The sequence below is a fragment of the Stenotrophomonas sp. LARHCG68 genome, from assembly GCF_052871705.1.
The window spans coordinates 931,633-952,002 of sequence record NZ_JBIXJV010000001.1; the positions used below are offsets into that span (position 1 = coordinate 931,633).

Below are 20,370 nucleotides of genomic sequence, written 5' to 3' on the forward strand. Positions count from 1 at the left end.
GTCGCAGCCACTGCGACCACCCTCGGCTATCCTGCGGTCCCCCGTCGCAGGAACCTCCATGGCCAAGCCCCGTAACAGCGCCTACGTCTGCACCGAATGCGGTGCCGAGTACAGCAAATGGCAGGGCCAGTGCACCGAGTGCGGTGCGTGGAACGTCCTGAGCGAGATCGTGCTGGAGAGCGCGGCCGCCGCCAAGTCGCCGGCCGCGCGCCGCAGTGGCTGGGCAGGCAAGGTCGAGGCGCCGAAGATCACCGCGCTGAAGGACGTGCAGCAGACCGAGCACCAGCGCGTGTCCACCGGCATCGGCGAGTTCGACCGGGTGCTCGGCGGCGGGCTGGTGGAAGGCGCGGTGATCCTGGTCGGCGGCGATCCCGGCATCGGCAAGTCCACGCTGTTGCTGCAGGCGGTAGCCAGGATGGCCAGTACACTACCGGTGCTGTACGTGACCGGCGAGGAATCGCTGGCCCAGGTGGCGGGCCGTGCGGTGCGGCTGGAGCTGCCGCTGGAGGGCCTCAACGGGCTGTCCGAGACCGGCGTGGAGAACATCCTGCAGCACGCGGCCTCGGCGCGGCCCAAGCTGATCGTGGCCGATTCGGTGCAGACGCTGTGGACCGAAACCCTGACCGCTGCCCCCGGCTCGGTCAGCCAGGTGCGCGAAAGCGCGGCGCGGCTGGTGCGCTTTGCCAAGGAAACCGGCACGGCGGTGTTCCTGGTCGGGCACGTCACCAAGGAAGGCGGCATCGCCGGCCCGCGCGTGCTGGAGCACATGGTCGATGCGGTGCTGTACTTCGAAGGCGAGAGTGGTAGCCGCTTCCGCGTGCTGCGCGCGTTCAAGAACCGCTTTGGCGCGGTCAACGAACTGGGCGTGTTCGCGATGGGCGAGAAGGGCCTGAAGGAAGTGCCCAACCCGTCGGCGATCTTCCTGTCCGGTGGCAGCACCCGCCAGCCGGGCAGCTGCGTGATGGTTACCCGGGAGGGCACGCGGCCCCTGCTGGTGGAAGTACAGGCGCTGGTGGATTCCTCGCCGCTGTCCAACCCGCGCCGCGTCGCGGTGGGGCTGGAGCAGAACCGCCTGGCGATGCTGCTGGCCGTGCTGCACCGGCACGGCGGGGTGCTGGTCGGCGACCAGGACGTATTCGTCAACGTGGTCGGTGGCATCCGCGTGCAGGAAACCGCGGTCGACCTGCCGGTGTTGCTGGCGGTGTTGTCCTCGCTGCAGGACCGGCCGCTGGCGGAGAAGACCATCGCCTTCGGCGAGGTCGGCCTGTCCGGCGAGATCCGGCCGGTACCGAACGGCGAGGATCGCCTGCGCGAGGCGGCCACGCACGGCTTCAAGCGCGCCATCGTGCCCAAGGCCAATGCCCCAAAGACCGGCTCGGTGAAGGGCATGGAAGTGATTGCGGTGGAGCGGCTGTCCGAGGCGCTGGAGGCGGCATCGGAATGATCCGTAGCGCTCTGTAGAGCGGAGCCATGCTCCGCCGGGGCCTTGCCGACGATTCCTGCTGATGCCCGAATCCCGCTGCCGCGCCTGGCGCGGCAGTACCGGGCGTGTTTAGTTCTTTCCCAACACCAGCTCGATCACGAAGCGGCTGCCGAAGAACGCCAGCAGCAGCAGCGCCATCGCGCTCAGGGTCCAGTGGACGGCCTTGCTGCCGCGCCAGCCGTAACGGCGGCGGCCGATCAGCAGGGTGCCGAACACTATCCACGACAGCACGCTGAGCACGGTCTTGTGCACCAGCTTCTGCGCCAGCAGGTCATCGACGAACAGCACGCCGGTGACCAGGGTCAGGGTCAGCAGGCTGAAGCCCACCGCGATCGTGCGGAACAGCAGGGTTTCCAGGTCCGCCAGCGGCGGCAGGGCGCGCAGCCAGGGGCGGAAATCGCGACGGCGCAGGGCACGCTCCTGCAGCCACAGCATGATCGCCAGCAGCGCGGCCACGCTCAGCGTGGCGTAGGCCAGCAGTGCCAGCCAGGCGTGGGTGGCCAGGCGCCAGCCCAGTACCTTGCTCGGTTCGTGGCCGTAGCCGTGGTAGGCGAGCAGGCCGATGGCGGCCAGCGGGAACACCACCACGCCCAGTGCGGCCATGCGCCCGCGCGCGCCGACCAGGGTGGTCAGCACCGCCATGCCCAGCCCGACCAGGGACAGCGCCGCGAAGAAGTGCATGTCCGGACCGCCGCTGGTCTGCATCGCCACCATCAGGTGGTAGCCGGCATGCAGGACGACGGCGCTGACCGCCGGCAGCAGCCAGGTGCGCGGCAGGGCGTTGCGATCCATCGCCAGTCCGCGCACGAGCAGGGCCGTTGCCAACAGGTAGAGGACGGCGGCGATGAGAACGATTGTCATCGGCACAGTTTCGCACACGGACCCGCCGCTGGCGACGTGAACCGGCGGGCTCGCGGGCGGGTCGCTATACTTGGCGGCTCTGTATCCACGATTCCCGCAGGTTGCACCGCATGTTCGAGTCACTGACCCAGCGCCTTTCCGGCACCATCGAGCGCCTGCGTGGGCGCGGCCGCCTGACCGAGGAGAACATCCGCGAGGCCACCCGTGAAGTCCGCATCGCGCTGCTGGAGGCCGACGTGGCCCTGCCGGTGGTGCAGGCCCTGGTCGAGAAGATCAAGGTGCGCGCGGTCGGCCAGGAAGTGCTCAAGTCGCTGACCCCCGGCCAGGCGCTGATCAAGGTCGTCCGCGACGAGCTGACCGCGGTGATGGGCTCCCAGGCCACCGACCTGAACCTCAATGTCCCCGCGCCGGCCATCATCCTGATGGCGGGCCTGCAGGGCGCCGGCAAGACCACCACGGTCGGCAAGCTGGCCAAGCACCTGAAGGAAAAGCGCAAGAAGAAGGTGATGGTGGTCTCGGCCGACGTCTACCGCCCGGCCGCGATCGAGCAGCTCAAGACGCTGGCCCAGCAGGTGGATGTGTTGTTCTTCCCGTCGGCCCCGGACCAGAAGCCGGTGGACATCGTGCGCGCTGCCATCGATGACGCGCGCAAGTCGTTCGTCGACGTGCTGCTGGTGGACACCGCCGGCCGCCTGGCCATCGATGAAGCGATGATGGCCGAAATCAAGGCCCTGCACGCGGCGATCAACCCGGTCGAGACCCTGTTCGTGGTCGACTCGATGACCGGCCAGGACGCGGCCAACACCGCCAAGGCCTTCGGCGAGGCGCTGCCGCTGACCGGCGTGGTGCTGACCAAGACCGACGGCGACGCCCGTGGCGGTGCCGCGCTGAGCGTGCGCTACATCACCGGCAAGCCGATCAAGTTCACCGGTACCGGTGAAAAGGTCGATGGCCTGGACGTGTTCCACCCCGAGCGCGTGGCCAGCCGCATCCTGGACATGGGCGACGTGCTGTCGCTGGTGGAGCAGGTCGAGCAGCAGGTCGACAAGGACAAGGCGCAGAAGCTGGCCGAGAAGGTCGCCAAGGGCAAGAAGTTCGACCTGAACGACATGCGCGACCAGCTCGAGCAGATGCAGAACATGGGTGGCATCGGCGGCCTGATGGACAAGCTGCCGGGCCTGGGCCAGATCCCGGACCACCTCAAGCAGCAGGTCACGCAGAGCAAGGAAGTGCCGCGCATGATCGCCATCATCAACTCGATGACCAAGAAGGAGCGCCGCAACCCGGGCCTGCTCAATGGTTCGCGTCGTGCCCGCATCGCGCGCGGCTCCGGCACCCAGCCGGCCGACGTCAACAAGCTGATGAAGCAGTACATGCAGATGGAAAAGATGATGGGCAAGCTCGCCGGCGGCGGCATGAAGGGCATGCTGCGCAACATGAAGGGCATGCTCGGCGCGATGGGCGGTGGCAAGGGCGGCTTGCCTTTCCGCTGAAATGTGAAGCCGGCGCTGGAGGCGCCGGAATGCTCCCGATACAAGGCTTGCGGCGCGTGGGAAGCCACGATGTTTCGCCGTCATCCGAACGATCAGGAGTACATGCATGAAGAAGGGAATCGGGCTGCTTGCAATGGCCTTGGGCCTGGCGGCGTGCGGCGATGACCGCTCGCCGTCCCCGCGCACGGGACGTGCCGTCGACGGAAGTGCCATGGATTTCGTGGCTGGCCCTGGCGAGGGCGTGGACAGGCGCATGTCGCTCACGCTCGAGGTCGCGCCGGCGATGGCCGCGCGCGGGCTGACGGTCACCCTGGGCAAGAGCCGCGGGATGGGGGCCAGGGACGCGTCCATCTACGTGATCGCGTCCCACTCGTTCGCTGGCACGTTGGTGGCCAGGGCGCTGGATGCCGAGGGCAGCGAGATCGGCCGGGCCTTGGTCGAGGTGGCAATGGCTGCCGATGACGCTCAATATGTGGACTTCACCTTCAGCGAAGAGATGGACAGCCAGCGGGTGCGGAGCTACGCCCTTTCGGTGCGCTGATCCGGGTGGCCCGCTGGCGTCGTGATCGCCATGCACAACCCTGCAATCGCCGCGCGTGTTGCCGGCTTCTGCCAACGCTTCGGCGTTGACGTCCCCATTCTCCTGGCGCCGATGGCCGGCGCCTGCCCGGTACCGTTGTCGGTGGCGCTGGCCAACGCCGGCAGCATGGGGGCGATGGGCGCGGTGCTGTCCACGCCTGGGCAGGTCGGGGAATGGATGGAGGCCTTCCGCGCGCAGTCCGCGGGGCCGGCGCAGGTCAATGTCTGGATTCCCGATCCAGCGCCTGCCCGCGACGTGGCTGGTGAAACCGCGACCCGGGCGTTCCTCGCGCAGTGGGGGCCGGAGGTGCCGGCCAGTGCCGGTGATGCCGGCCCGGCGGATTTCGATGCGCAGTTCGAGGCCCTGGTCCAGGCGCGACCAGCGGTGGCATCCAGCATCATGGGGGTGTTCTCGCCGGCACAGGTGCAGCGCCTGAAGGACGCCGGCATCGCCTGGCTGGCCGGTGCCACCACGCTTGCCGAAGCCCTGCAGGCGCAGGCCGCCGGAGCCGACGCGGTGATCGCGCAGGGGGCCGAGGCCGGTGGCCATCGCGGCGCATTCGAGGCTGACCAGGCCGAGCAACAGCTGGTCGGTTTGTTCGCGCTGCTGCCACGTCTGGCCGACCGGCTGGAGGTGCCGGTGATCGCCGCCGGAGGCATCGCCGATGGACGTGGCGTAGCCGCCGCGTTGGTGCTCGGTGCCAGTGCGGTGATGGTCGGCACGGCCTTCCTTGCAGCGGATGAATCCGATGTCCCCGATGCCTGGAAGCAGGCCTTGCAGGACGCCGAGCCGGAAGGCACGCGCACTACCCGTGCCTTCAGCGGCCGGCTGGGGCGCGCATTGGATACCGCGTATGTGCGCGCCGCGGCCGCTCCGGATGCACCTGCGCCGCGTCCTTATCCGGTGCAGCGGGGGCTGACCGCCGCCATGCGCCGGCAGGCCGGTGCCGATGGCCGGATCGACGCGATGCAGGCCTGGGCCGGGCAGTCGGCGTGGATGGCGCGACGCGAACCGGCGGCACGTATCCTGCAGTCGATGTGGGCACAGGCGCAGGTGCTGCTGTGATGCGATTGTTCTGCAATGGCCGGCCGGTGGACGTGGACGTGCTCGCCCCGGCGCTGGTCAACTATGGCCACTTCACCTCGTTGCAGGTACGCGGTGGGGCGGTGCAGGGCTGGGCGCTGCATGTGCAGCGGTTGCGGCAGGGCACGCGTGAACTGTTCGATGCCGACCTGGACGCGGCCAGCCTGCAGCGCTGGCTCAAGCGCGCCCTGGAGGCCTGCGAGGTGGGCGATGCATCGGTGCGGATCACCGTGTTCTCGCGTGCCTTCGACTTCCGGCAGCCGCAGCAGGCCGTGCCCATCGATGTCCTGATCGGGATCGGCGTGCCGGCGACGATGCCGGTGGCCGGACGCGCGGTGCTGGCGGTGTCCTACCAGCGCGAGCTGGCGCATGTGAAGCATGTGGGGACCTTTCCGTTGTTCCATTACCGGCGGCAGGCGATGGCGGCCGGGTATGACGACGCCTTGTTCGTCGATGCGGCGGGCTGCATCAGCGAGGGCAGCACCTGGAACGTGGCGTTCTGGGATGGCGGCCGGGTGATCTGGCCGCAGGCAACGGCGCTGCGCGGGGTCAGCGAGCTGCTGCTGATGGATGGGCTGGCGGCGTTGGGCCAGGGGCAGGTGCGGCGCGAGGTGCACCTGCCGATGCTGGCAGGGATGAGCGGCGCGGTGGCCTGCAATTCCACCGGCCTGTGGCCGCTGGCGCGGATCGGGGAGCAGGTGTTCGAGCAGTCGGACCTGCTGCTGGAGCTGCTGCAGCGGGCGCTGGGCGAGGCGCCGTGGGCGGTGCTTTAGGGCGTTTGGGGTGTGAAGGCTTGAACATCTGTTCAGCTTCGGCCGAGGCCCAACACTTGGAATGCCCCGGACCCGTCGCTATAATCGCCGGCTTACCGCGCCATCCTGGCGACTGGGCAACATAGGAAAACACCACCATGGTCAAGATTCGACTGACCCGCGGCGGCGCCAAGAAGCGTCCGTTCTACCACATCATCGTGACCGACGTCCGTAGCGCCCGTGATGGCCGCAACATCGAGCGCGTCGGCTACTACAACCCGGTCGCCCAGGGCGCCGAGCAGCGCGTTGTGCTGGACATCGCCGCCGTCGACAAGTGGGTTGCCAACGGCGCCCAGCTGACCGACAAGGTTCGCAACCTGTACAAGGAAGCGACCAAGGCCCAGGCCGTCGCGGCCCGACTGCTTCATATGAATAAAGATTCCGAGCGCCGGATCCTGCTGGGCAGGGTTGCCGGCGCTTTTGGTGTGCGCGGCGAGCTGAAGCTCGAGTCCTGGACCGAGCCCCGTTCCGCCATCTTCAAGTACCAGCCGTGGATCCTGCGCTCCCCCTCGGGGCAGGAGTCGGAGCTGACCGGCGTGCGTGGACGCGAGTCGGGCAAGGCCCTGATCGCCACCTTCCCGGGCGTGGACGACCGCAATGTGGTCGAGGCCATGCGTGGCACCGAGATCTACATCCTGCGCAGCGCGCTGCCACCGCCCAAGCCGGACGAGTACTACTGGGTCGACCTGGAAGGCCTGGACGTGCAGACCGTGGAGGGCGTGAAGCTGGGCCAGGTCTCGCACCTGTTCAACACCGGCTCCAATGACGTGCTGGTGGTGCGCGGCGACCGCGAGCGCATGGTGCCGTTCGTGATGGACGACTTCATCAAGTCGGTGGACTTCGAGGCCAACCTGGTCGTGGTCGACTGGGATCCGGAGTTCTAGCCCGCGTGCGCGTCGACGTCATCAGCCTGTTCCCCGAATTCCTGGCGCAATCCGCCGCGCTGGGCGTGGTCGGCCGTGCGCAGGAGCGCGGGTTGCTGGAGCTGCATGGCTGGAACCCGCGTGACTACGCCGAGGGCAACTACCGGCGGGTGGACGACCGACCGTTCGGGGGCGGCCCGGGCATGGTGATGCTGATCGAGCCGCTGCGTGCCGCGCTGGCGGCCGCCCGCGCGGCCGACCCGCAACCGGCGCCGCTGATCTACCTGAGCCCGCAGGGCCGCCCGCTGACCCAGGCCAAGGTCCGGGAGCTGGCGGCGCTGCCGCGCATGATCCTGCTGTGCGGGCGCTACGAGGGCGTGGACGAGCGTTTCCTGGCGTCGGAGGTGGACGAGGAGATCTCCATCGGCGATTACGTGCTGTCCGGCGGCGAGCTGGGTGCGGCGGTGATCATCGATGCGGTCACCCGCCTGCAGGACGGTGCCCTGAATGACGCCGAGTCGGCGGTGCAGGACAGCTTCGAGGGCGATGGCCTGCTCGACTGCCCGCATTACAGCCACCCGTCCAGCCACGCGCTGGGTGACGTGCCGGACGTGCTGCGCTCGGGCAACCACGCCGCCATCGCGCGCTGGCGCCGGCAGCAGTCGCTGTTGCGCACCGCGCTGCGCCGGCCGGACCTGCTCGACGAGGCCGGCCTGGACAAGACCGACCGCAAGCTGCTGGCCGAGGCCCGGGAGGCGCAGGCCGCTGGCCTGCCGCCAACCACTGGCGCCGAGGGTAATCAGTAGGTTAGAATTGCGAGTTCCCACCAGCCATTCAGGCTGGCATGGGGCGCCAGAACAACAAACGTGCAGCGCAATTCGGCGACTGCATAAGCCCACGTTGTCGGATACCGACACGCCCACCCCGAATAATCGGTGTAATCCAATGAGCAAGCTGAACAAGTCCATCGTCGCGGAGTTTGAATCCGCCCAGATCACCCGCGAACTGCCGAAGTTCAGCCAGGGCGACATCGTCGTGGTGAACGTGAAGGTGAAGGAAGGCAACCGTGAGCGCGTGCAGGCTTACGAAGGCGTCGTGATCGGCACCAAGAACGCCGGCCTGAACTCCTCGTTCACCGTGCGCAAGATCTCGCACGGCTACGGCGTCGAGCGCGTGTTCCAGACCCACAGCGCCCTGATCGACTCGGTTGAAGTGAAGCGCCGCGGCAAGGTTCGCGCCGGTAAGCTGTACTACCTGCGTGGCCTGGAAGGCAAGGCTGCTCGCATCAAGGAAGATCTGGCTGCTGCCCAGCAGGCCAAGGCTGCCCGCCTGGCTGCCAAGGCTGCCGCCGCCGAGTAATACCCGCACGCAGGTCCGCCTGCATGCAGCAAACGGCCACCTTCGGGTGGCCGTTCGCGTTTGTGCGGTGTGGATGTGTTGCGTTGCCCTCATCCGCCCCTTTGGGGCACCTTCTCCCGTAAACGGGAGAAGGGAGGTCTGCGCGAGGTTTCGGGGTCACCGGCCAACGGCCGGATCGCGGCAACCCCATCCCTTCTCCCGCGCGCGGGAGAAGGTGCCCCGCAGGGGCGGATGAGGGTCTCTATTGCATGGCCGTGCCGCCGTTGTTACCGGCCGGCAGCGGTTCTCGGCCACCACCAGAACCACAGCGGTGTACCGGTTCCGCCGGGGATAGTGATGGAATAGTCGCCGCGGCCTTGCAGCACATCCAGCAGTCCATCACGGATTGCCGCCGTGCCTTCAGTGCCAAACGCAAGAACGGCCAGGTCCTGTTCCATGGCAAGTCCCCAGGTGTGTGGATCATTGGAAAAAGTCAGCCGCAGTTTCCCTGGGGTACGCCAAGCCACCCCGGCCCTGTTGTTGGGTACACCAAGGTGCGCCGCTGTCGGGGGAGTGATCTGCAGGGTTCGCGTTGCAGGCGCGGAGTCGTGGGTCAGTGCGTCGAGCAAGGCGATCATCGAGTGACCGCCTTCCGCGTCTGCCGTCAGATGCCAACCTGGATAGTTGCGGTCGTTCCCGGCGTAGTACCAGAGAACAAGCGTGCCGGCCTGCTTCCATGCATGTGTACGCTGCATTGATGGCTCCTTGGCGATGACCCGGCCGAGACCGGGAATAGCCTCCAGCTTGCCATCGGCTGATGCCCGCCGCACGTTGAACGTTACGACAGGCAGGCTGCCTTGGGCTCAGCGGAAATGTGCCTCGATCTGCTCCAGCGTCTTGCCCTTGGTTTCCGGCAGCCAGAACGTGGCGACCAGGAAGAACACGAACGTGCAGCCGGCCCAGAACAGGAACATGCTGGCGTAGCCGTGCTGGCCGACGGTGGGCAGGAAGATCGCGGCGATGCTGGTGGAGACGAACTGGTTGATCAGCAGGGCAATGCTCATGCCGTTGGAGCGGATGCGGTTGGGCATCAGCTCGGACAGCGCCAGCCAGACGCAGACGCCGGGACCGACCGCGAAGAAGGCGACGAACACCAGGATGCAGGTGGCGACCATCCAGCCATGCTGCGCCGACGGCACCGGGCCGATCCAGGCCTGGTCGATGTGCAGTGGGGCGTCGGCCGCGGCGGCCGGGTCCGGAAAGGGATTGAGGTGCAGGCGGCGGAAGAAGCTGCCGATCACGCTGTCCGCGCGTACGGTGGCGTCGCGCTGGATGCCCAGCAGGTGGTCGCTGGGGTTGTCACTGCGCAGAGAGCGCACGTCGCTGAAGCCGCCGTAGGCATAGGACACCGTCAACTGCATCGGTTGGTCACCGCGCATGTGGGTGCCGGCCAGTTGCCGCCATTGCGAGGGGTCCAGTTCCAGCTGCAGGCCGTCGGCGAGAACCATCTGCTGGATGCGCGGTTGCACGTCCAGCCGCCCCTGCTCGGCCTTGAAGAACAGCATCGCCGCGCCCAGCAGGGCCACGCAGATGCCGCCGCTGCCAAGCATCAGCAGGAACTTGCGGCCCTTGCGGTCGACCAGCAGCAGCGCGACCACGGTCATCACCGCGTTGAGCAGCTTGATCGCCACGTCGGCACCGTTGGCCGCCGCGCCGGGCAGGCCGGCCTGGTTGAGGATATTGACGGCGTAGGCCAGCACCGAGTTGATGCCGGTGGCCTGGGTACAAGCCAGCACCACGCAGGCGAGCAGGAACGGCACCATGTAGCGCCTGCTGAGCAGGCGGTCGCGCTGGCCGTCGGCACGCGCGGCCACCGGTGCCTGGATGTCGGCCAGGGTGCGCTCGACCTGGCTGGCCGGCAGCGTGCGCTGCAGGCTGCGGCGGGCGGCGTCGAGGCGGCCGCGCCGTACCAGCCAGCGCGGCGATTCGGACAGCCACAGCACGCCGGCGCAGAACACCACGCCCGGCAGCAGACAGCTCCAGAAGATGGTGCGCCAGGCGTGGTCCTTCACCGCGAACAGTTCCTGCGCCTGCTGCGCCAGCGGCAGGTGGCTGACCGCACGCGTGGCATCGTCCACCGCGTGCGCCTGGTACAGGCCGATCAAGGCGGCCAGCACCAGGCCGATGGTCAGCAGCAGCTGGAACATCGCCGCGCCACGGCCGCGCCGTTCCGGTGCCAGCACTTCGGCCAGGTACAGCGGGATCACCACGCCGATCAGGCCGCCGCTGATGCCCTGCAACAGGCGGCCGAGCAGCAGCGGCGTGTAGCCCGAGGCCAGCGCCATGATCGGGATGCTGGCGGTGAACAGCACGCCGGCCAGCAGCATCGCGCCGCGGCGGCCGATCAGGTCGGCCACCAGCCCGGCGAACAGCGAGGACAGCACGCTGCCCAGCAGTACCGCGGCGACCACGAAGCCCAATTGCTGGCTGCTCAACTGCCAGGCGTGGCTGGCGGTGGCCTCCAGGTAGGGCAGGGCGCCGGCGATGATGCCGATGTCGATGCCGTACAACAGCCCACCCAGCCCGGCGATGAAGAGCAGGTAGCGCACCGGCCAGCGCGGGGCGGCCTCGGTGGCGGGTACGGCGAAGGCGGTATCGGTCATCGGGAGCGCTCCGGGAGCGGTGGCAGGTGCGCGGCTGCGCGTTGGATGCCGGTGCGCGTTGCACGCACCGGAACAGGGGTCAGTGCAGGGCCGGACGTGGGTCGATCGGTTGGCCGTTGACCCAGACCTGCTGCAGCTGCAGGTCCGGGCCCAGTACGACCATGTCCGCGCGCAGGCCCGGGGCGATGCGACCGCGGTCGTCCAGGCCGAGGTAGTCGGCGGGGATGGTGGACACGCGCTGCGAAGCATCGGCCAGCTCCAGGCCGACGTCGACCAGGTTGCGCAACGCCTGGTCCATGGTCAGCGCGCTGCCTGCCAGCGAACCGCTGGCCAGACGCACGCAGCCCATGCACTTGTGCACGCGCTGCTCACCCAGCGCGTACTCGCCGTCGGGCATGCCGGTGGCGGCGGTGGCATCGGTGACCGCGTACAGGCGCGGGATGGCGCGCGTGGCCATGCGGATCACGCCGCGATGCACGTGCTCCAGGTCAGGGATGAGCTCGGCGTACTCGGCGTGGGCCAGGGCGGCCGCGGCGATGCCGGGGTTGCGGTGGTCCACGCCGGTCATGCCGTTGAACAGATGGGTGAAGCCGACCGCGCCGGCCTGCAGCGCGGCCACCGCGTCCTCGTAGGTGCCGGCGCTGTGGCCGACCTGCACGCGGATGCCCATTGCCGCCAGCGCGGGAATGAGCGCGGTGTGCTGGCCGATCTCCGGCGCGAGGGTCAGCACCTTGATGGGCGCCAGCGCGTGCAGGTGCTGCACCGATTCCAGCGTGGCCTCGAGGGTGCGCGGCGGTTGTGCGCCGAGCCGTTGCGGGCTGATGAACGGGCCCTCCAGGTGCACGCCGATGATCTGCGCGGCGTCGGCATCGGGGGTGGCGATGACCTGGGCCAGCCCGCGCAGCGCATCCTCGATTTCCTCGAACGCGGCGGTCATGGTGGTGCCGAGCAGGGTGGTGGTGCCGTGGCGTGCATGGGTGCGGGCGATGGTGCGCGCGACGTCGCCGCCCTGCATCAGGTCCACGCCGGCGCCGCCGTGCACGTGCAGGTCGATGAAGCCGGGCAGGAGGATCGGCAGGTCGCCGGCATCACCGGCGTGGTCCTCCACCTGCAACGTGCGGATCCGCTGGTCGAAGTGCACGCTGCCGCGGCGCCAGCCCAGCGGGGTGAGCACGCGGCCGTGCAGGGAGCGGGTGTCGGTCATGAAGAGGGCTCGGCGATGATCACTTCGATCCCCTGCTGCAGCAGGCCGTCGCGGGTGGCGTCGTCGATGCCGGGGTCGGTGATGATGGCGTGGACCTGGTCGAGGCGGACGATGCGGTGCAGGCTGACGCGCCCGAACTTGGAGGCGTCGGTGAGCACCACGATGCGCCGCGCGCGTTCGACCATGCGGTGGTTGAGGCGGGCTTCGCCCTCGTCGTGGGTGGTCAGGCCGAACTGCAGGTCCAGGCCATCCACGCCGAGGAACAGGGTGTCGAAGCTGTAGGTGGTGAGGCTGGATTCGGCCTGGCTGCCCTGCAGCGACAGCGACTGCTTGCGCAGCACGCCGCCGGTCAGCAGGACGTTGATGCCCGGTGCGTTGGCCAGCTCCCAGGCGATGTTCAGCCCATTGGTCATCACCGTGACCTCGCGCTGGTCGTGCAGGTGGCGGGCCAGGGTCATGGTGGTGGAGCCGGAGTCGATGATGATGTTGTCACCGGGCTGCACCAGCTGCGCGGCGCGCGCACCGATGGACTCCTTCAGCGACAGGTTCAGCACGTCCTTCTCGTGGATGTCCTGCTCCTGCGGCGGCACCCGCACCAGCGTGGCGCCGCCGTGGGTGCGCGTGGCCAGTCCCTGCGACTCGATCTGCCCCAGGTCGGTGCGGATGGTGACCGCCGAGACGCCAAATTGCTCCACCAGGTCCGATACCTGCACCGAACCCTGCTCGATCAGGAGCTGCAGGATCTGCTGGCGTCGCGGGCGGGTGTTGCGCATGTCGGGTCTCGTTCTGGTGGGAAGGAAAGGGGGAGATTACCCTTTCGCAAGAACGGAAGTTTGCGTGCTTTCGTTTTCCCGGCGCGTGCCGGCCTGGTTGTCGCTGCAGGCGCGCGCGTACTCGGCCAGGCACAGGCCGACGTGGAACTGCACCAGCTCGGCCGGCGTGTTGGACAGCGCCCCGGCGCGCACGGCGCGGAACTGCTCGGGCAGGTACTGGCTGAGCAGCACCAGCGGCGGCGCATGGGCTTCCAGGTTGGCGAACAGGGTGGCCACGGCCTGCACCAGCGCCGGCTCGCCCCAGTAGTAGCGGCAGCGGTCGCTGAAGGCGAACGCGCGCAGCAGGCGCAGCGTGGCCTCGTCGCCGTGGTAGTGCGCCTGCCAGTACTTCGGCTGCGCCAGCATCACCTGCTCCAGCACCTGCGGCAGCTGCGAGCATTGCCCGGCGGGCAACAGCTGCGCTTCGATCGTGGCCAGCGCGAACAGGGCCTCGCGGTAGGCGAAGGTCGCTGCCGGGCCGACCTTGAGGATGGCGAAGTGGTCGCGCACCAAGGCATGCAGGCCGGATTCGCGCTGGTAATCGGTGGAGTGCGCCTCGAACACGATGCGCGGCTGCTGCTCAAGGAAGTCGGCCAGCGCGGCGGCCTCGTCCGGGTCGTAGTCGTGCACGCTGCTGTGGTCGAAGTCCACGCCCGGCTGCACCACCATGGCGATCACGCGCTGCCAGGCATCGCGCAGCGGCGGCGTGTCGAAGGCCTGCTGGTGGATGGCCAGGGTCTGCGCGGCGGCGGCCGGCGTGGTGACGGCCAGCCCGCCTTCCAGCGAGGCTTCGCCGCCGGGGACCGGCACCTCGGTGCCGATCACGTAGACCGGCAAGGGCAGCCCGTTTTCAACGGCGGTACGTTCGGCGATGACGGCCAGCTCGGCCGAGCGTGCGGCGACGGTGGCGTCGGGCAGCGGCGTGGGGTCGTCGGCACAGGACATGCTGCAGTCCAGGTGGATCTTGTGGAAGCCGGCGGCGACATAGGCTTCGATCAGCACGCGGGCGTTGGCCATCGCGTCGGCGGCCGGCTGCTTCTGCCAGGCGTTGGGGCCGAGGTGGTCGCCTCCGAGCACCAGGCGCTCGCGCGGGAAGCCTTCGGCGTCGGCCAGCTGCCACACGTAGTCGCGGTACTGCGGCGGGGTCATGCCGGTGTAGCCGCCGAACTGGTCCACCTGGTTGGAGGTGGCCTCGATCAGCAGCAGCGTGTCGTGCGCCAATGCCACGTGCATGGCCGCGCGCAGCACCTGCTCGTTGCTGCAGCAGACGCTGTACAGGCCCACGTTGTGGCCTTGGCGGTGGGAGAGGAGCAGGGACTGCAGCGGTGACATGGACGGACTCCCGGGGGATCAGGAAAAGACGGGTTGGCTGACGAGCAGGGCGGCACCACGGGCACCGCCGGCATCGCCGAAGCGCGGTGGCACGATCGGTGGCACCTCCACGCCGTCGAACAGGTGCGCGGCGATGGCGGCCGGCAGTTGCTCATACAGCGGCGCGTACTGCGAAAGGCCGCCGCCGAGCACGATCACGTGCGGGTCCAGCGCCAGCACCAGCGCGGCGAAGCTGTGGCCGAGCAGGTCGCGGTGGATGTCCAGCGCCTGGCGTGCACGCGCATCGCCGGCGTCGGCCAGGGTGATCACGTCGCTGGCGTTGCGGGCGGCGCCGCCGAGGTGGCGCTCGATCATCGCCACGCCGCTGCCGGAGACATAGCGCTCGACGCAGCCGCGCAGGCCACAGCCGCACTCCAGCAGTGGCAGTTGATGGCGTTGCAGCAGGCCGGCCGGGACACTCCAGTGCCCCCATTCGCCCGCCAGCCCGTTGAAGCCGCTGACCAGCCGCCCCTGCACGCAGTAGCCGCCGCCGGCGCCGGTACCCAGGATGGCGCCGAACATGCTGGCGTAGCCTTCGGCGGCGCCGCCATGCGCTTCGGACAGGGCGAAGCACTGCAGGTCGTTGCCGAAGTGCAGCGGGCGCTGCAGCAGGTCGCGCAGGTCCTGGGCCACGGCCTGGCCGGTGAGGGCCGGCACGTTGGCGCTGAGCTGGCGGCCACTGCGACGGTCACGCACGCCGGGCAGCGCGATGCCGATGGCGACGGCCGGATTGCCGCGCGCCTGGTCGGCATCGTGGACCAGGTGCTTCACCGCCTGCAGGAAGGCCGGATAGTCCCCCTGCGGGGTCGCAACGCGTTTGCGCCACGTCACCTGCAGGGTGGCGTCGCAGGCCACCAATTCGATCTTGGTGCCGCCGATGTCGATGCCGTAGCAGGTGCGGGTGGCGTCAATCATGGTGGATGGTCACGCCCTTGACGACCCGGTTGACCGTGCCATCGGGGAAGGGATTGTCCGGGGTCAGGCCGAGCGCGGCCGAGCGCTGCAGCGCGTACAGCTGCGCGAACGGCAGCCACACCGGCGCCAGCCAGCTGTCCGGCAGGGCCGGTACCGGCAGGGTGTAGTCGTCGCCGGCGTCCAGCTGCGGGCCGATCGACAACACCTTGCCGGCCACGCCATCGGCGCGCAGCTCTTCCAGCAGGTCCTGTTCGTAGCGACGCGCCAGCGGCTGCACGCTGCGGAACACGACCACCAGCGTCTCGCCGTTGAGGGTGGACTTGGGGCCATGGCGGAAACCCAGCGGCGTGTTGGCCAGGGCAAGCACGCGTCCGGCGGTGAGCTCGAGCACCTTCAGCGCGGCTTCGCGGGCCAGTGCTTCGTGCGGGCCGCTGCCCAGGTAAATCACGCGGGAGAACGGTTGTTGCGCGAGCGTGGCGACGGCTGCATCCCAGTCGGCGATGCCCTGGCGCGCGAGCGCGGCCACCTGCGCCAAATGCTGGATGCGCGCGTTCCACGACGCACGGTCGAAGCTGGCCAATGCCGCCAGCAGCATGCAGCTCAGGCTGCTGGTCATGGCGAAGGCGCGGTCGCAGGACGCCGGTGGCATCAGCAGCGTGCAGGTATCGGCACGGCCGGCACCGCGGCGGGCCAGTTCGCCGTCGGCATTGCAGGTGATGTCCAGGAAGCGCGCGTCGTCCACGTCGGCGCGCACGCGCTCCACCGCGGCGACGCTTTCCGGGCTGGAGCCGCTGCGGCCGAAGGACACCAGCAGAGTCGGGCGGTCACGCTGCAGGTACAGCGCCGGATGGGTGAGCAGGCTGGTGGTATGCACGGCGCGGATCTCCGCCGGCCACTGCGCGTTGAGGGTGTCGGCCACCATCTCGGCGATGAAGCCGGAACTGCCGGCACCGGTGAACAGCACGCGTTGCCGCGGGTCGTCCAGGCGTTCGCCGAGGAAGGCCTGCAGGCGCGGCGCATGTTCGGACAGATCGTGGGCCAGCGCCTCCCACAGCAAGGGCTGTTGGGCGATTTCGGCGGCGGTATCGGCACCGCCCAGGCGCTGCCAGTTGGACAGATCGGAAAGCAGGGTGAGGTCCATTCTTGGTTCCTGTTGTGCAGGCGAACCATCTTCGTTTTCTTTCGAAATGTCAAATATCGAAAGTAAATGAAAAGAATATGCCGGCGATCATGTACCCGTCGCGATCGGCGTCACGAACGAAAGGTTTCCATGAAAACCCTTTCGCCCCGGGTGAATGCGCGAATCCGGGGGTAACGGAAAGTGGTGCTTTGCACCATCTTTCGATTGCAAGAAATCCCACTTACTTTTTGCTTTCATTTTGTTGACATCTTTCGATTTGCTGCCCTAGAGTCGGCCACAACCGCATTTCGAAACGTCCGATGAACGGGCCTGGGGACACGATGCACAACCGCTTCCGTCAATCGCCGCTGCTGGTGGCCCTGCTTTCGGCGCTGTTGTTGCCGGCGCTTCCGGCGCAGGCCGAGCCGGTGGGCAACCTGCGCTCGGTGAGTGCTTCGGACGGGCGCGATGGCGTGCGCGGCTGGGAACTGCTCACCGACAACGGCAGCAAGCTGCGCATCGAAGTGCTGGCCAATGACATCGTGCACGTGCAGGCCGGGCGCAACGGCAAGCTGACCGACGCCGGCAACAAGGCCGCGCCGATCGTACTGCCGCAGCCGGTGCAGCCGGTGCAGGCAGAGCTGGAGGAGGACGCCAGCGAGATCCGCGTACGCACGCCGGCCCTGGTGCTGCACGTGCAGCGCCAGCCCCTGCAACTGCGCCTGGAACGGCTGGACGGCGCGCGTGGCGTGCCGATGTGGCAAGAGCTGCAGCCACTGGACCTGGATGCGGCGCAGAGCGTGCAGGTGCTGTCCTCGCAGGCCGATGAGGCGTTCTATGGTGGTGGCCAGCAGAACGGCCGTTTCCAGTTCAAGGGCCGCGAGCTGGAGGTGTCCTATTCCGGTGGCTGGGAAGAGGGTGACCGCCCCAGCCCGGCGCCGATGCTGCTCAGCTCGCGGGGCTGGGGCATGCTGCGCAATACGTGGAGCGATGGCAGCTACGACCTGCGCCAGCCCGACCAGTCCACGCTGCTGCACCGCGAGGACCGCTTCGACGCGTACTACTTCGTGGGTGCCGACCTGCAGCGCCTGCTCGAACGCTACACCCAGCTGACCGGCCGCCCGAACATGGTCGCGCGCTGGGCGCTGTCCTACGGCGATGCCGATTGCTACAACGACGGCGACAACATCAAGAAGCCCGGCAGCGTGCCCGAAGGCTGGAGCGATGGCCCCACCGGCACCACGCCCGACGTGGTCCAGAGCGTCGCCGCCAAGTACCGCGAGAACGACATGCCCGGCGGCTGGATCCTGCCCAACGACGGCTACGGCTGCGGCTACAAGCAGCTGCCGGAAACCGTGCAGGGGCTGGCCAGGTACGGCTTCAAGACCGGCCTGTGGACCGAGAACGGCGTGGACAAGATTGCCTGGGAAGTCGGCAAGGCCGGCAGCCGGGTGCAGAAGCTGGACGTGGCCTGGACCGGGCAGGGCTACCAGTTCGCGATGGACGCCAACCAGCAGGCCTTCAACGGCATCCTCAATAATTCCGACTCGCGCCCGTTTCTGTGGACGGTGATGGGTTGGGCCGGCATCCAGCGTTATGCGGTGGCATGGACCGGTGACCAGAGCAGCAGCTGGGATTACATCCGCTGGCACGTGCCGACCCTGGTGGGTTCGGGCCTGTCGGGCATGGCCTACGCCAGCGGCGACGTCGATGCGATCTTCGGCGGCAGCGCCGAGACCTTCACCCGCGACCTGCAGTGGAAGACCTTCACTCCCGTGCTGATGGGCATGTCCGGTTGGTCGTCCAATGCGCGCAAGCACCCCTGGGCCTTCGACGAGCCGTATCGCTCGATCAACCGCAACTATCTCAAGCTGAAAATGCGCCTGACCCCGTACATGTACGGGCTGGTGCACGACGCTGCCCAAAGCGGTGCGCCGCCGGTGCGCGGGCTGATGTGGGACTACCCGCAGGACCCGCACGCGCAGGATGAAACCTACAAGTACCAGTTCCTGCTCGGCCGCGACCTGCTGGTCGCGCCGGTCTACCGCAGCCAGGCGGCGAGCCGTGGCTGGCGCCGCGACATCCATCTGCCGGCCGGTGGCTGGTACGACTATTGGGATGGCCGCCACCTGCAGGCAGGTGCCGAAGGCAAACAGTTGGACCGTGCGGTCGAGCTGGCGACGCTACCGGTATTCGTGCGCGCCGGTGCGATCCTGCCGATGTACCCGGAGATGCTGTTCGACGGCGAAAAGCCGTTGGATGAGGTGACCTTCGATCTGTATCCGCAGGGTACATCCAGCTACACCCTGTACGAAGACGATGGCAGCACCCGCCGTTACCAGAAGGGCGAGTCGAGCACGCAGCAGATCCGCGTGCAGGCACCGGCGCAGGGCAGTGGCCCGGTGCAGGTGGAGATCGCGCCGGTGCAGGGCGAGTATCAAGGCCAGTTGGCGCAGCGCCGTTATGGCCTGCGCGTATTGAACCGCAGCGCACCGACCGCCGTGCAGCTGGATGGCCGCGCGCTGCCCCAGCTGGCCGACGCGGCCGCGCTGCAGGCCGCCAGCGAGGGCTGGTACTTCGATGGCAAGGAGCGCAAGGGCACGCTGCATGTGCGTACCGCCAGCCAGGACATCCGCACCTCGCTGAAACTGCAGCTGGATTTCCCGGTCGCCGCGGCGCTGGCCGACGACGCTTTCCCGAACGCGCCCGAACTGGGCCGCGCGCTGCCGTCCGACAGCCTGCTGGTGGTCAACCGCCCGGCCGAAGAGCCCGGCCATCCGCTGGAAAATGCCTTCGACGACGATGCGGCAACGTGGTTCCGCAGCGTGCGCAACCAGGCCATCCGCACCGGCGCCCACGAATGGGTGGTGGGCTTTGGCGAACGCAAGCTGATCGACGGCATCGAGCTGGCACCGCGCAATGACCAGCACTGGAAGCATGGCCAGGTGCGTGATTACGAGATCTACATGGCCGACAGCAACGGCGAGTGGGGCAAGCCGATCGCCAGCGGTCATCTGCAGCTGAAGCAGGAACTGCAGCGTATCGACTTCCCGGCCCACGCCGGCCGCCTGCTGCGCTTCCGCGTGCTCAGCGTGCAGAACCCGGAGGGAGATGGCGCAAGCGGTGCCGATCCGATGGTGAGCGCAGCGCAGGGCAGCAGCGCACGTGCGGTGGATGCACTGCAGCCGCGCGACGTCGGCCCGATCGCGCTGTCCACCTTCCATATCCTAGAGCAACAGGCGGCCGAGCGGCCGGCCCGGCAGCAGTACCTCTCCCAGCTGCCGCTGCCGGCCGCACTGGCCGCGTCGGTCCATGCCGACCGCGCGTTCAGCGCCGACGTGCCGATGCGCATGAACGGCCTGCAGTTCCGCCGCGGCCTGGGCGTGTCGGCCAGCAGCCGCATCGATATCGCGTTGAAGGGCAACTGGAAGCTGCTGCGCGCCGACCTGGGCATCGACGACCAGTGCCGCAAGGCCGGTGGCATGCAGTTCCAGGTGTGGGGCGAGGACCGCCTGCTGTACGACAGCGGCCTGGTCAAGGCACCCGGCGTGGTCAAGCCGGAACTGGATGTGCGCGGGCTTTCCCGCCTGAGCCTGCGCACGCTGGGTGCGCAGGGGGATGACCCGGCCCGGGTGTGTGGCAACTGGGCCAACGCCGTGCTGATCGGCGAGGAGGGCGACACCGCCGACTACGTCGCCCCCTGACCACCACCACCACGTAACACCGCTGCTCCCCGTACCACGCCGACCACGGCCGTAAGGCCGTGGCCCGG

The 20,370-nt window shown here is 68.5% G+C and carries 17 protein-coding genes and 1 pseudogene; 10 read left to right on the top strand and 8 right to left on the bottom strand.

Annotated elements, in window-relative coordinates; genetic code table 11:
* The first annotated feature begins 58 nt into the window (after positions 1–58).
* Positions 59–1,444 carry a DNA repair protein RadA gene (gene radA / locus ACIPR8_RS03975; protein WP_132865226.1) on the top strand — a complete coding sequence of 462 codons (1,386 nt, stop codon included), beginning with the start codon at positions 59–61 and terminating at the stop codon, positions 1,442–1,444.
* Positions 1,445–1,552: 108 nt separating this feature from the next.
* Here the strand turns inward: radA and ACIPR8_RS03980 are convergent, their stop codons facing one another.
* Entirely contained in the window at positions 1,553–2,344 is a 792-nt protein-coding gene (locus tag ACIPR8_RS03980) for a cytochrome C assembly family protein (RefSeq protein ID WP_132865225.1), read from the bottom strand.
* A 110-nt stretch (positions 2,345–2,454) separates the two neighbouring features.
* Here ACIPR8_RS03980 and ffh point away from each other — a divergent pair, with 110 nt between their 5' ends.
* From ffh to rplS, 8 genes and pseudogenes are all read left to right on the top strand, one after another.
* Positions 2,455–3,837, top strand: coding sequence for a signal recognition particle protein (gene ffh / locus ACIPR8_RS03985; RefSeq protein ID WP_192287362.1), 1,383 nt, complete (start codon positions 2,455–2,457; stop codon positions 3,835–3,837).
* Positions 3,838–3,943: 106 nt separating this feature from the next.
* Entirely contained in the window at positions 3,944–4,378 is a 435-nt protein-coding gene (locus ACIPR8_RS03990) for a hypothetical protein (protein ID WP_192287361.1), read from the top strand.
* Between the two features lie 30 nt (positions 4,379–4,408).
* Positions 4,409–5,482 (top strand): NAD(P)H-dependent flavin oxidoreductase, encoded by a 1,074-nt coding sequence (locus ACIPR8_RS03995; protein ID WP_446540212.1) that lies wholly within the window; start codon positions 4,409–4,411, stop codon positions 5,480–5,482.
* Positions 5,482–6,273, top strand: coding sequence for an aminotransferase class IV family protein (locus tag ACIPR8_RS04000; RefSeq protein ID WP_446540213.1), 792 nt, complete (start codon positions 5,482–5,484; stop codon positions 6,271–6,273). Before ACIPR8_RS03995 ends, ACIPR8_RS04000 begins: the two co-directional genes overlap by 1 nt.
* Before the next feature lie 137 nt (positions 6,274–6,410).
* A pseudogene (gene rpsP / locus ACIPR8_RS04005) lies at positions 6,411–6,668 on the top strand (30S ribosomal protein S16); the annotation flags it as partial.
* Positions 6,669–6,680: 12 nt separating this feature from the next.
* Positions 6,681–7,196, top strand: a complete 516-nt coding sequence (rimM, locus tag ACIPR8_RS04010) for a ribosome maturation factor RimM (RefSeq protein WP_132865219.1) — start codon at positions 6,681–6,683, stop codon at positions 7,194–7,196.
* Between the two features lie 5 nt (positions 7,197–7,201).
* On the top strand, positions 7,202–7,981 hold the full coding sequence (trmD, locus tag ACIPR8_RS04015; RefSeq protein WP_446540214.1) for a tRNA (guanosine(37)-N1)-methyltransferase TrmD: 780 nt from the start codon (positions 7,202–7,204) through the stop codon (positions 7,979–7,981).
* Between the two features lie 139 nt (positions 7,982–8,120).
* The gene (gene rplS / locus ACIPR8_RS04020; RefSeq protein WP_132865217.1) at positions 8,121–8,534 is read left to right on the top strand and encodes a 50S ribosomal protein L19; all 414 of its coding nucleotides are present in this window, start codon (positions 8,121–8,123) and stop codon (positions 8,532–8,534) included.
* A gap of 266 nt (positions 8,535–8,800) precedes the next feature.
* Here rplS and ACIPR8_RS04025 read toward each other — a convergent pair whose 3' ends face one another.
* From ACIPR8_RS04025 to ACIPR8_RS04055, 7 genes are all read right to left on the bottom strand, one after another.
* Positions 8,801–9,268, bottom strand: coding sequence for a hypothetical protein (locus ACIPR8_RS04025; RefSeq protein ID WP_446540215.1), 468 nt, complete (start codon positions 9,266–9,268; stop codon positions 8,801–8,803).
* Between the two features lie 108 nt (positions 9,269–9,376).
* Positions 9,377–11,176, bottom strand: a complete 1,800-nt coding sequence (locus tag ACIPR8_RS04030; protein WP_446540216.1) for an MFS transporter — start codon at positions 11,174–11,176, stop codon at positions 9,377–9,379.
* 79 nt (positions 11,177–11,255) lie between these two features.
* The gene (gene nagA / locus ACIPR8_RS04035; RefSeq protein WP_446540217.1) at positions 11,256–12,380 is read right to left on the bottom strand and encodes an N-acetylglucosamine-6-phosphate deacetylase; all 1,125 of its coding nucleotides are present in this window, start codon (positions 12,378–12,380) and stop codon (positions 11,256–11,258) included.
* Positions 12,377–13,153 (bottom strand): DeoR family transcriptional regulator, encoded by a 777-nt coding sequence (locus tag ACIPR8_RS04040; protein ID WP_192287354.1) that lies wholly within the window; start codon positions 13,151–13,153, stop codon positions 12,377–12,379. Before ACIPR8_RS04040 ends, nagA begins: the two co-directional genes overlap by 4 nt.
* Positions 13,154–13,189: 36 nt before the next feature.
* On the bottom strand, positions 13,190–14,524 hold the full coding sequence (locus tag ACIPR8_RS04045) for a D-tagatose-bisphosphate aldolase, class II, non-catalytic subunit (RefSeq protein ID WP_313251650.1): 1,335 nt from the start codon (positions 14,522–14,524) through the stop codon (positions 13,190–13,192).
* An 18-nt stretch (positions 14,525–14,542) separates the two neighbouring features.
* Positions 14,543–15,478, bottom strand: a complete 936-nt coding sequence (locus tag ACIPR8_RS04050) for an ROK family protein (protein ID WP_446540218.1) — start codon at positions 15,476–15,478, stop codon at positions 14,543–14,545.
* Complete coding sequence (locus ACIPR8_RS04055; protein WP_446540219.1) at positions 15,471–16,619, bottom strand: SIS domain-containing protein; 1,149 nt, start codon at positions 16,617–16,619, stop codon at positions 15,471–15,473. Before ACIPR8_RS04055 ends, ACIPR8_RS04050 begins: the two co-directional genes overlap by 8 nt.
* A gap of 320 nt (positions 16,620–16,939) precedes the next feature.
* Between ACIPR8_RS04055 and ACIPR8_RS04060 the strand changes: the two genes are divergently transcribed.
* Positions 16,940–20,302 carry a TIM-barrel domain-containing protein gene (locus ACIPR8_RS04060; RefSeq protein ID WP_446540626.1) on the top strand — a complete coding sequence of 1,121 codons (3,363 nt, stop codon included), beginning with the start codon at positions 16,940–16,942 and terminating at the stop codon, positions 20,300–20,302.
* Positions 20,303–20,370: the final 68 nt, after the last annotated feature.

What these genes read in the sequence shown, in the direction of transcription:
- radA (WP_132865226.1), top strand. Translation starts at nt 59, where the DNA reads ATGGCCAAGCCCCGTAACAGCGCCTACGTCTGCACCGAATGCGGTGCC.
- ACIPR8_RS03980 (WP_132865225.1), bottom strand. Translation starts at nt 2,344, where the DNA reads ATGACAATCGTTCTCATCGCCGCCGTCCTCTACCTGTTGGCAACGGCC.
- ffh (WP_192287362.1), top strand. Translation starts at nt 2,455, where the DNA reads ATGTTCGAGTCACTGACCCAGCGCCTTTCCGGCACCATCGAGCGCCTG.
- ACIPR8_RS03990 (WP_192287361.1), top strand. Translation starts at nt 3,944, where the DNA reads ATGAAGAAGGGAATCGGGCTGCTTGCAATGGCCTTGGGCCTGGCGGCG.
- ACIPR8_RS03995 (WP_446540212.1), top strand. Translation starts at nt 4,409, where the DNA reads ATGCACAACCCTGCAATCGCCGCGCGTGTTGCCGGCTTCTGCCAACGC.
- ACIPR8_RS04000 (WP_446540213.1), top strand. Translation starts at nt 5,482, where the DNA reads ATGCGATTGTTCTGCAATGGCCGGCCGGTGGACGTGGACGTGCTCGCC.
- rimM (WP_132865219.1), top strand. Translation starts at nt 6,681, where the DNA reads ATGAATAAAGATTCCGAGCGCCGGATCCTGCTGGGCAGGGTTGCCGGC.
- rplS (WP_132865217.1), top strand. Translation starts at nt 8,121, where the DNA reads ATGAGCAAGCTGAACAAGTCCATCGTCGCGGAGTTTGAATCCGCCCAG.
- ACIPR8_RS04025 (WP_446540215.1), bottom strand. Translation starts at nt 9,268, where the DNA reads ATGCAGCGTACACATGCATGGAAGCAGGCCGGCACGCTTGTTCTCTGG.
- ACIPR8_RS04030 (WP_446540216.1), bottom strand. Translation starts at nt 11,176, where the DNA reads ATGACCGATACCGCCTTCGCCGTACCCGCCACCGAGGCCGCCCCGCGC.
- nagA (WP_446540217.1), bottom strand. Translation starts at nt 12,380, where the DNA reads ATGACCGACACCCGCTCCCTGCACGGCCGCGTGCTCACCCCGCTGGGC.
- ACIPR8_RS04040 (WP_192287354.1), bottom strand. Translation starts at nt 13,153, where the DNA reads ATGCGCAACACCCGCCCGCGACGCCAGCAGATCCTGCAGCTCCTGATC.
- ACIPR8_RS04045 (WP_313251650.1), bottom strand. Translation starts at nt 14,524, where the DNA reads ATGTCACCGCTGCAGTCCCTGCTCCTCTCCCACCGCCAAGGCCACAAC.
- ACIPR8_RS04050 (WP_446540218.1), bottom strand. Translation starts at nt 15,478, where the DNA reads ATGATTGACGCCACCCGCACCTGCTACGGCATCGACATCGGCGGCACC.
- ACIPR8_RS04055 (WP_446540219.1), bottom strand. Translation starts at nt 16,619, where the DNA reads ATGGACCTCACCCTGCTTTCCGATCTGTCCAACTGGCAGCGCCTGGGC.
- ACIPR8_RS04060 (WP_446540626.1), top strand. Translation starts at nt 16,940, where the DNA reads ATGCACAACCGCTTCCGTCAATCGCCGCTGCTGGTGGCCCTGCTTTCG.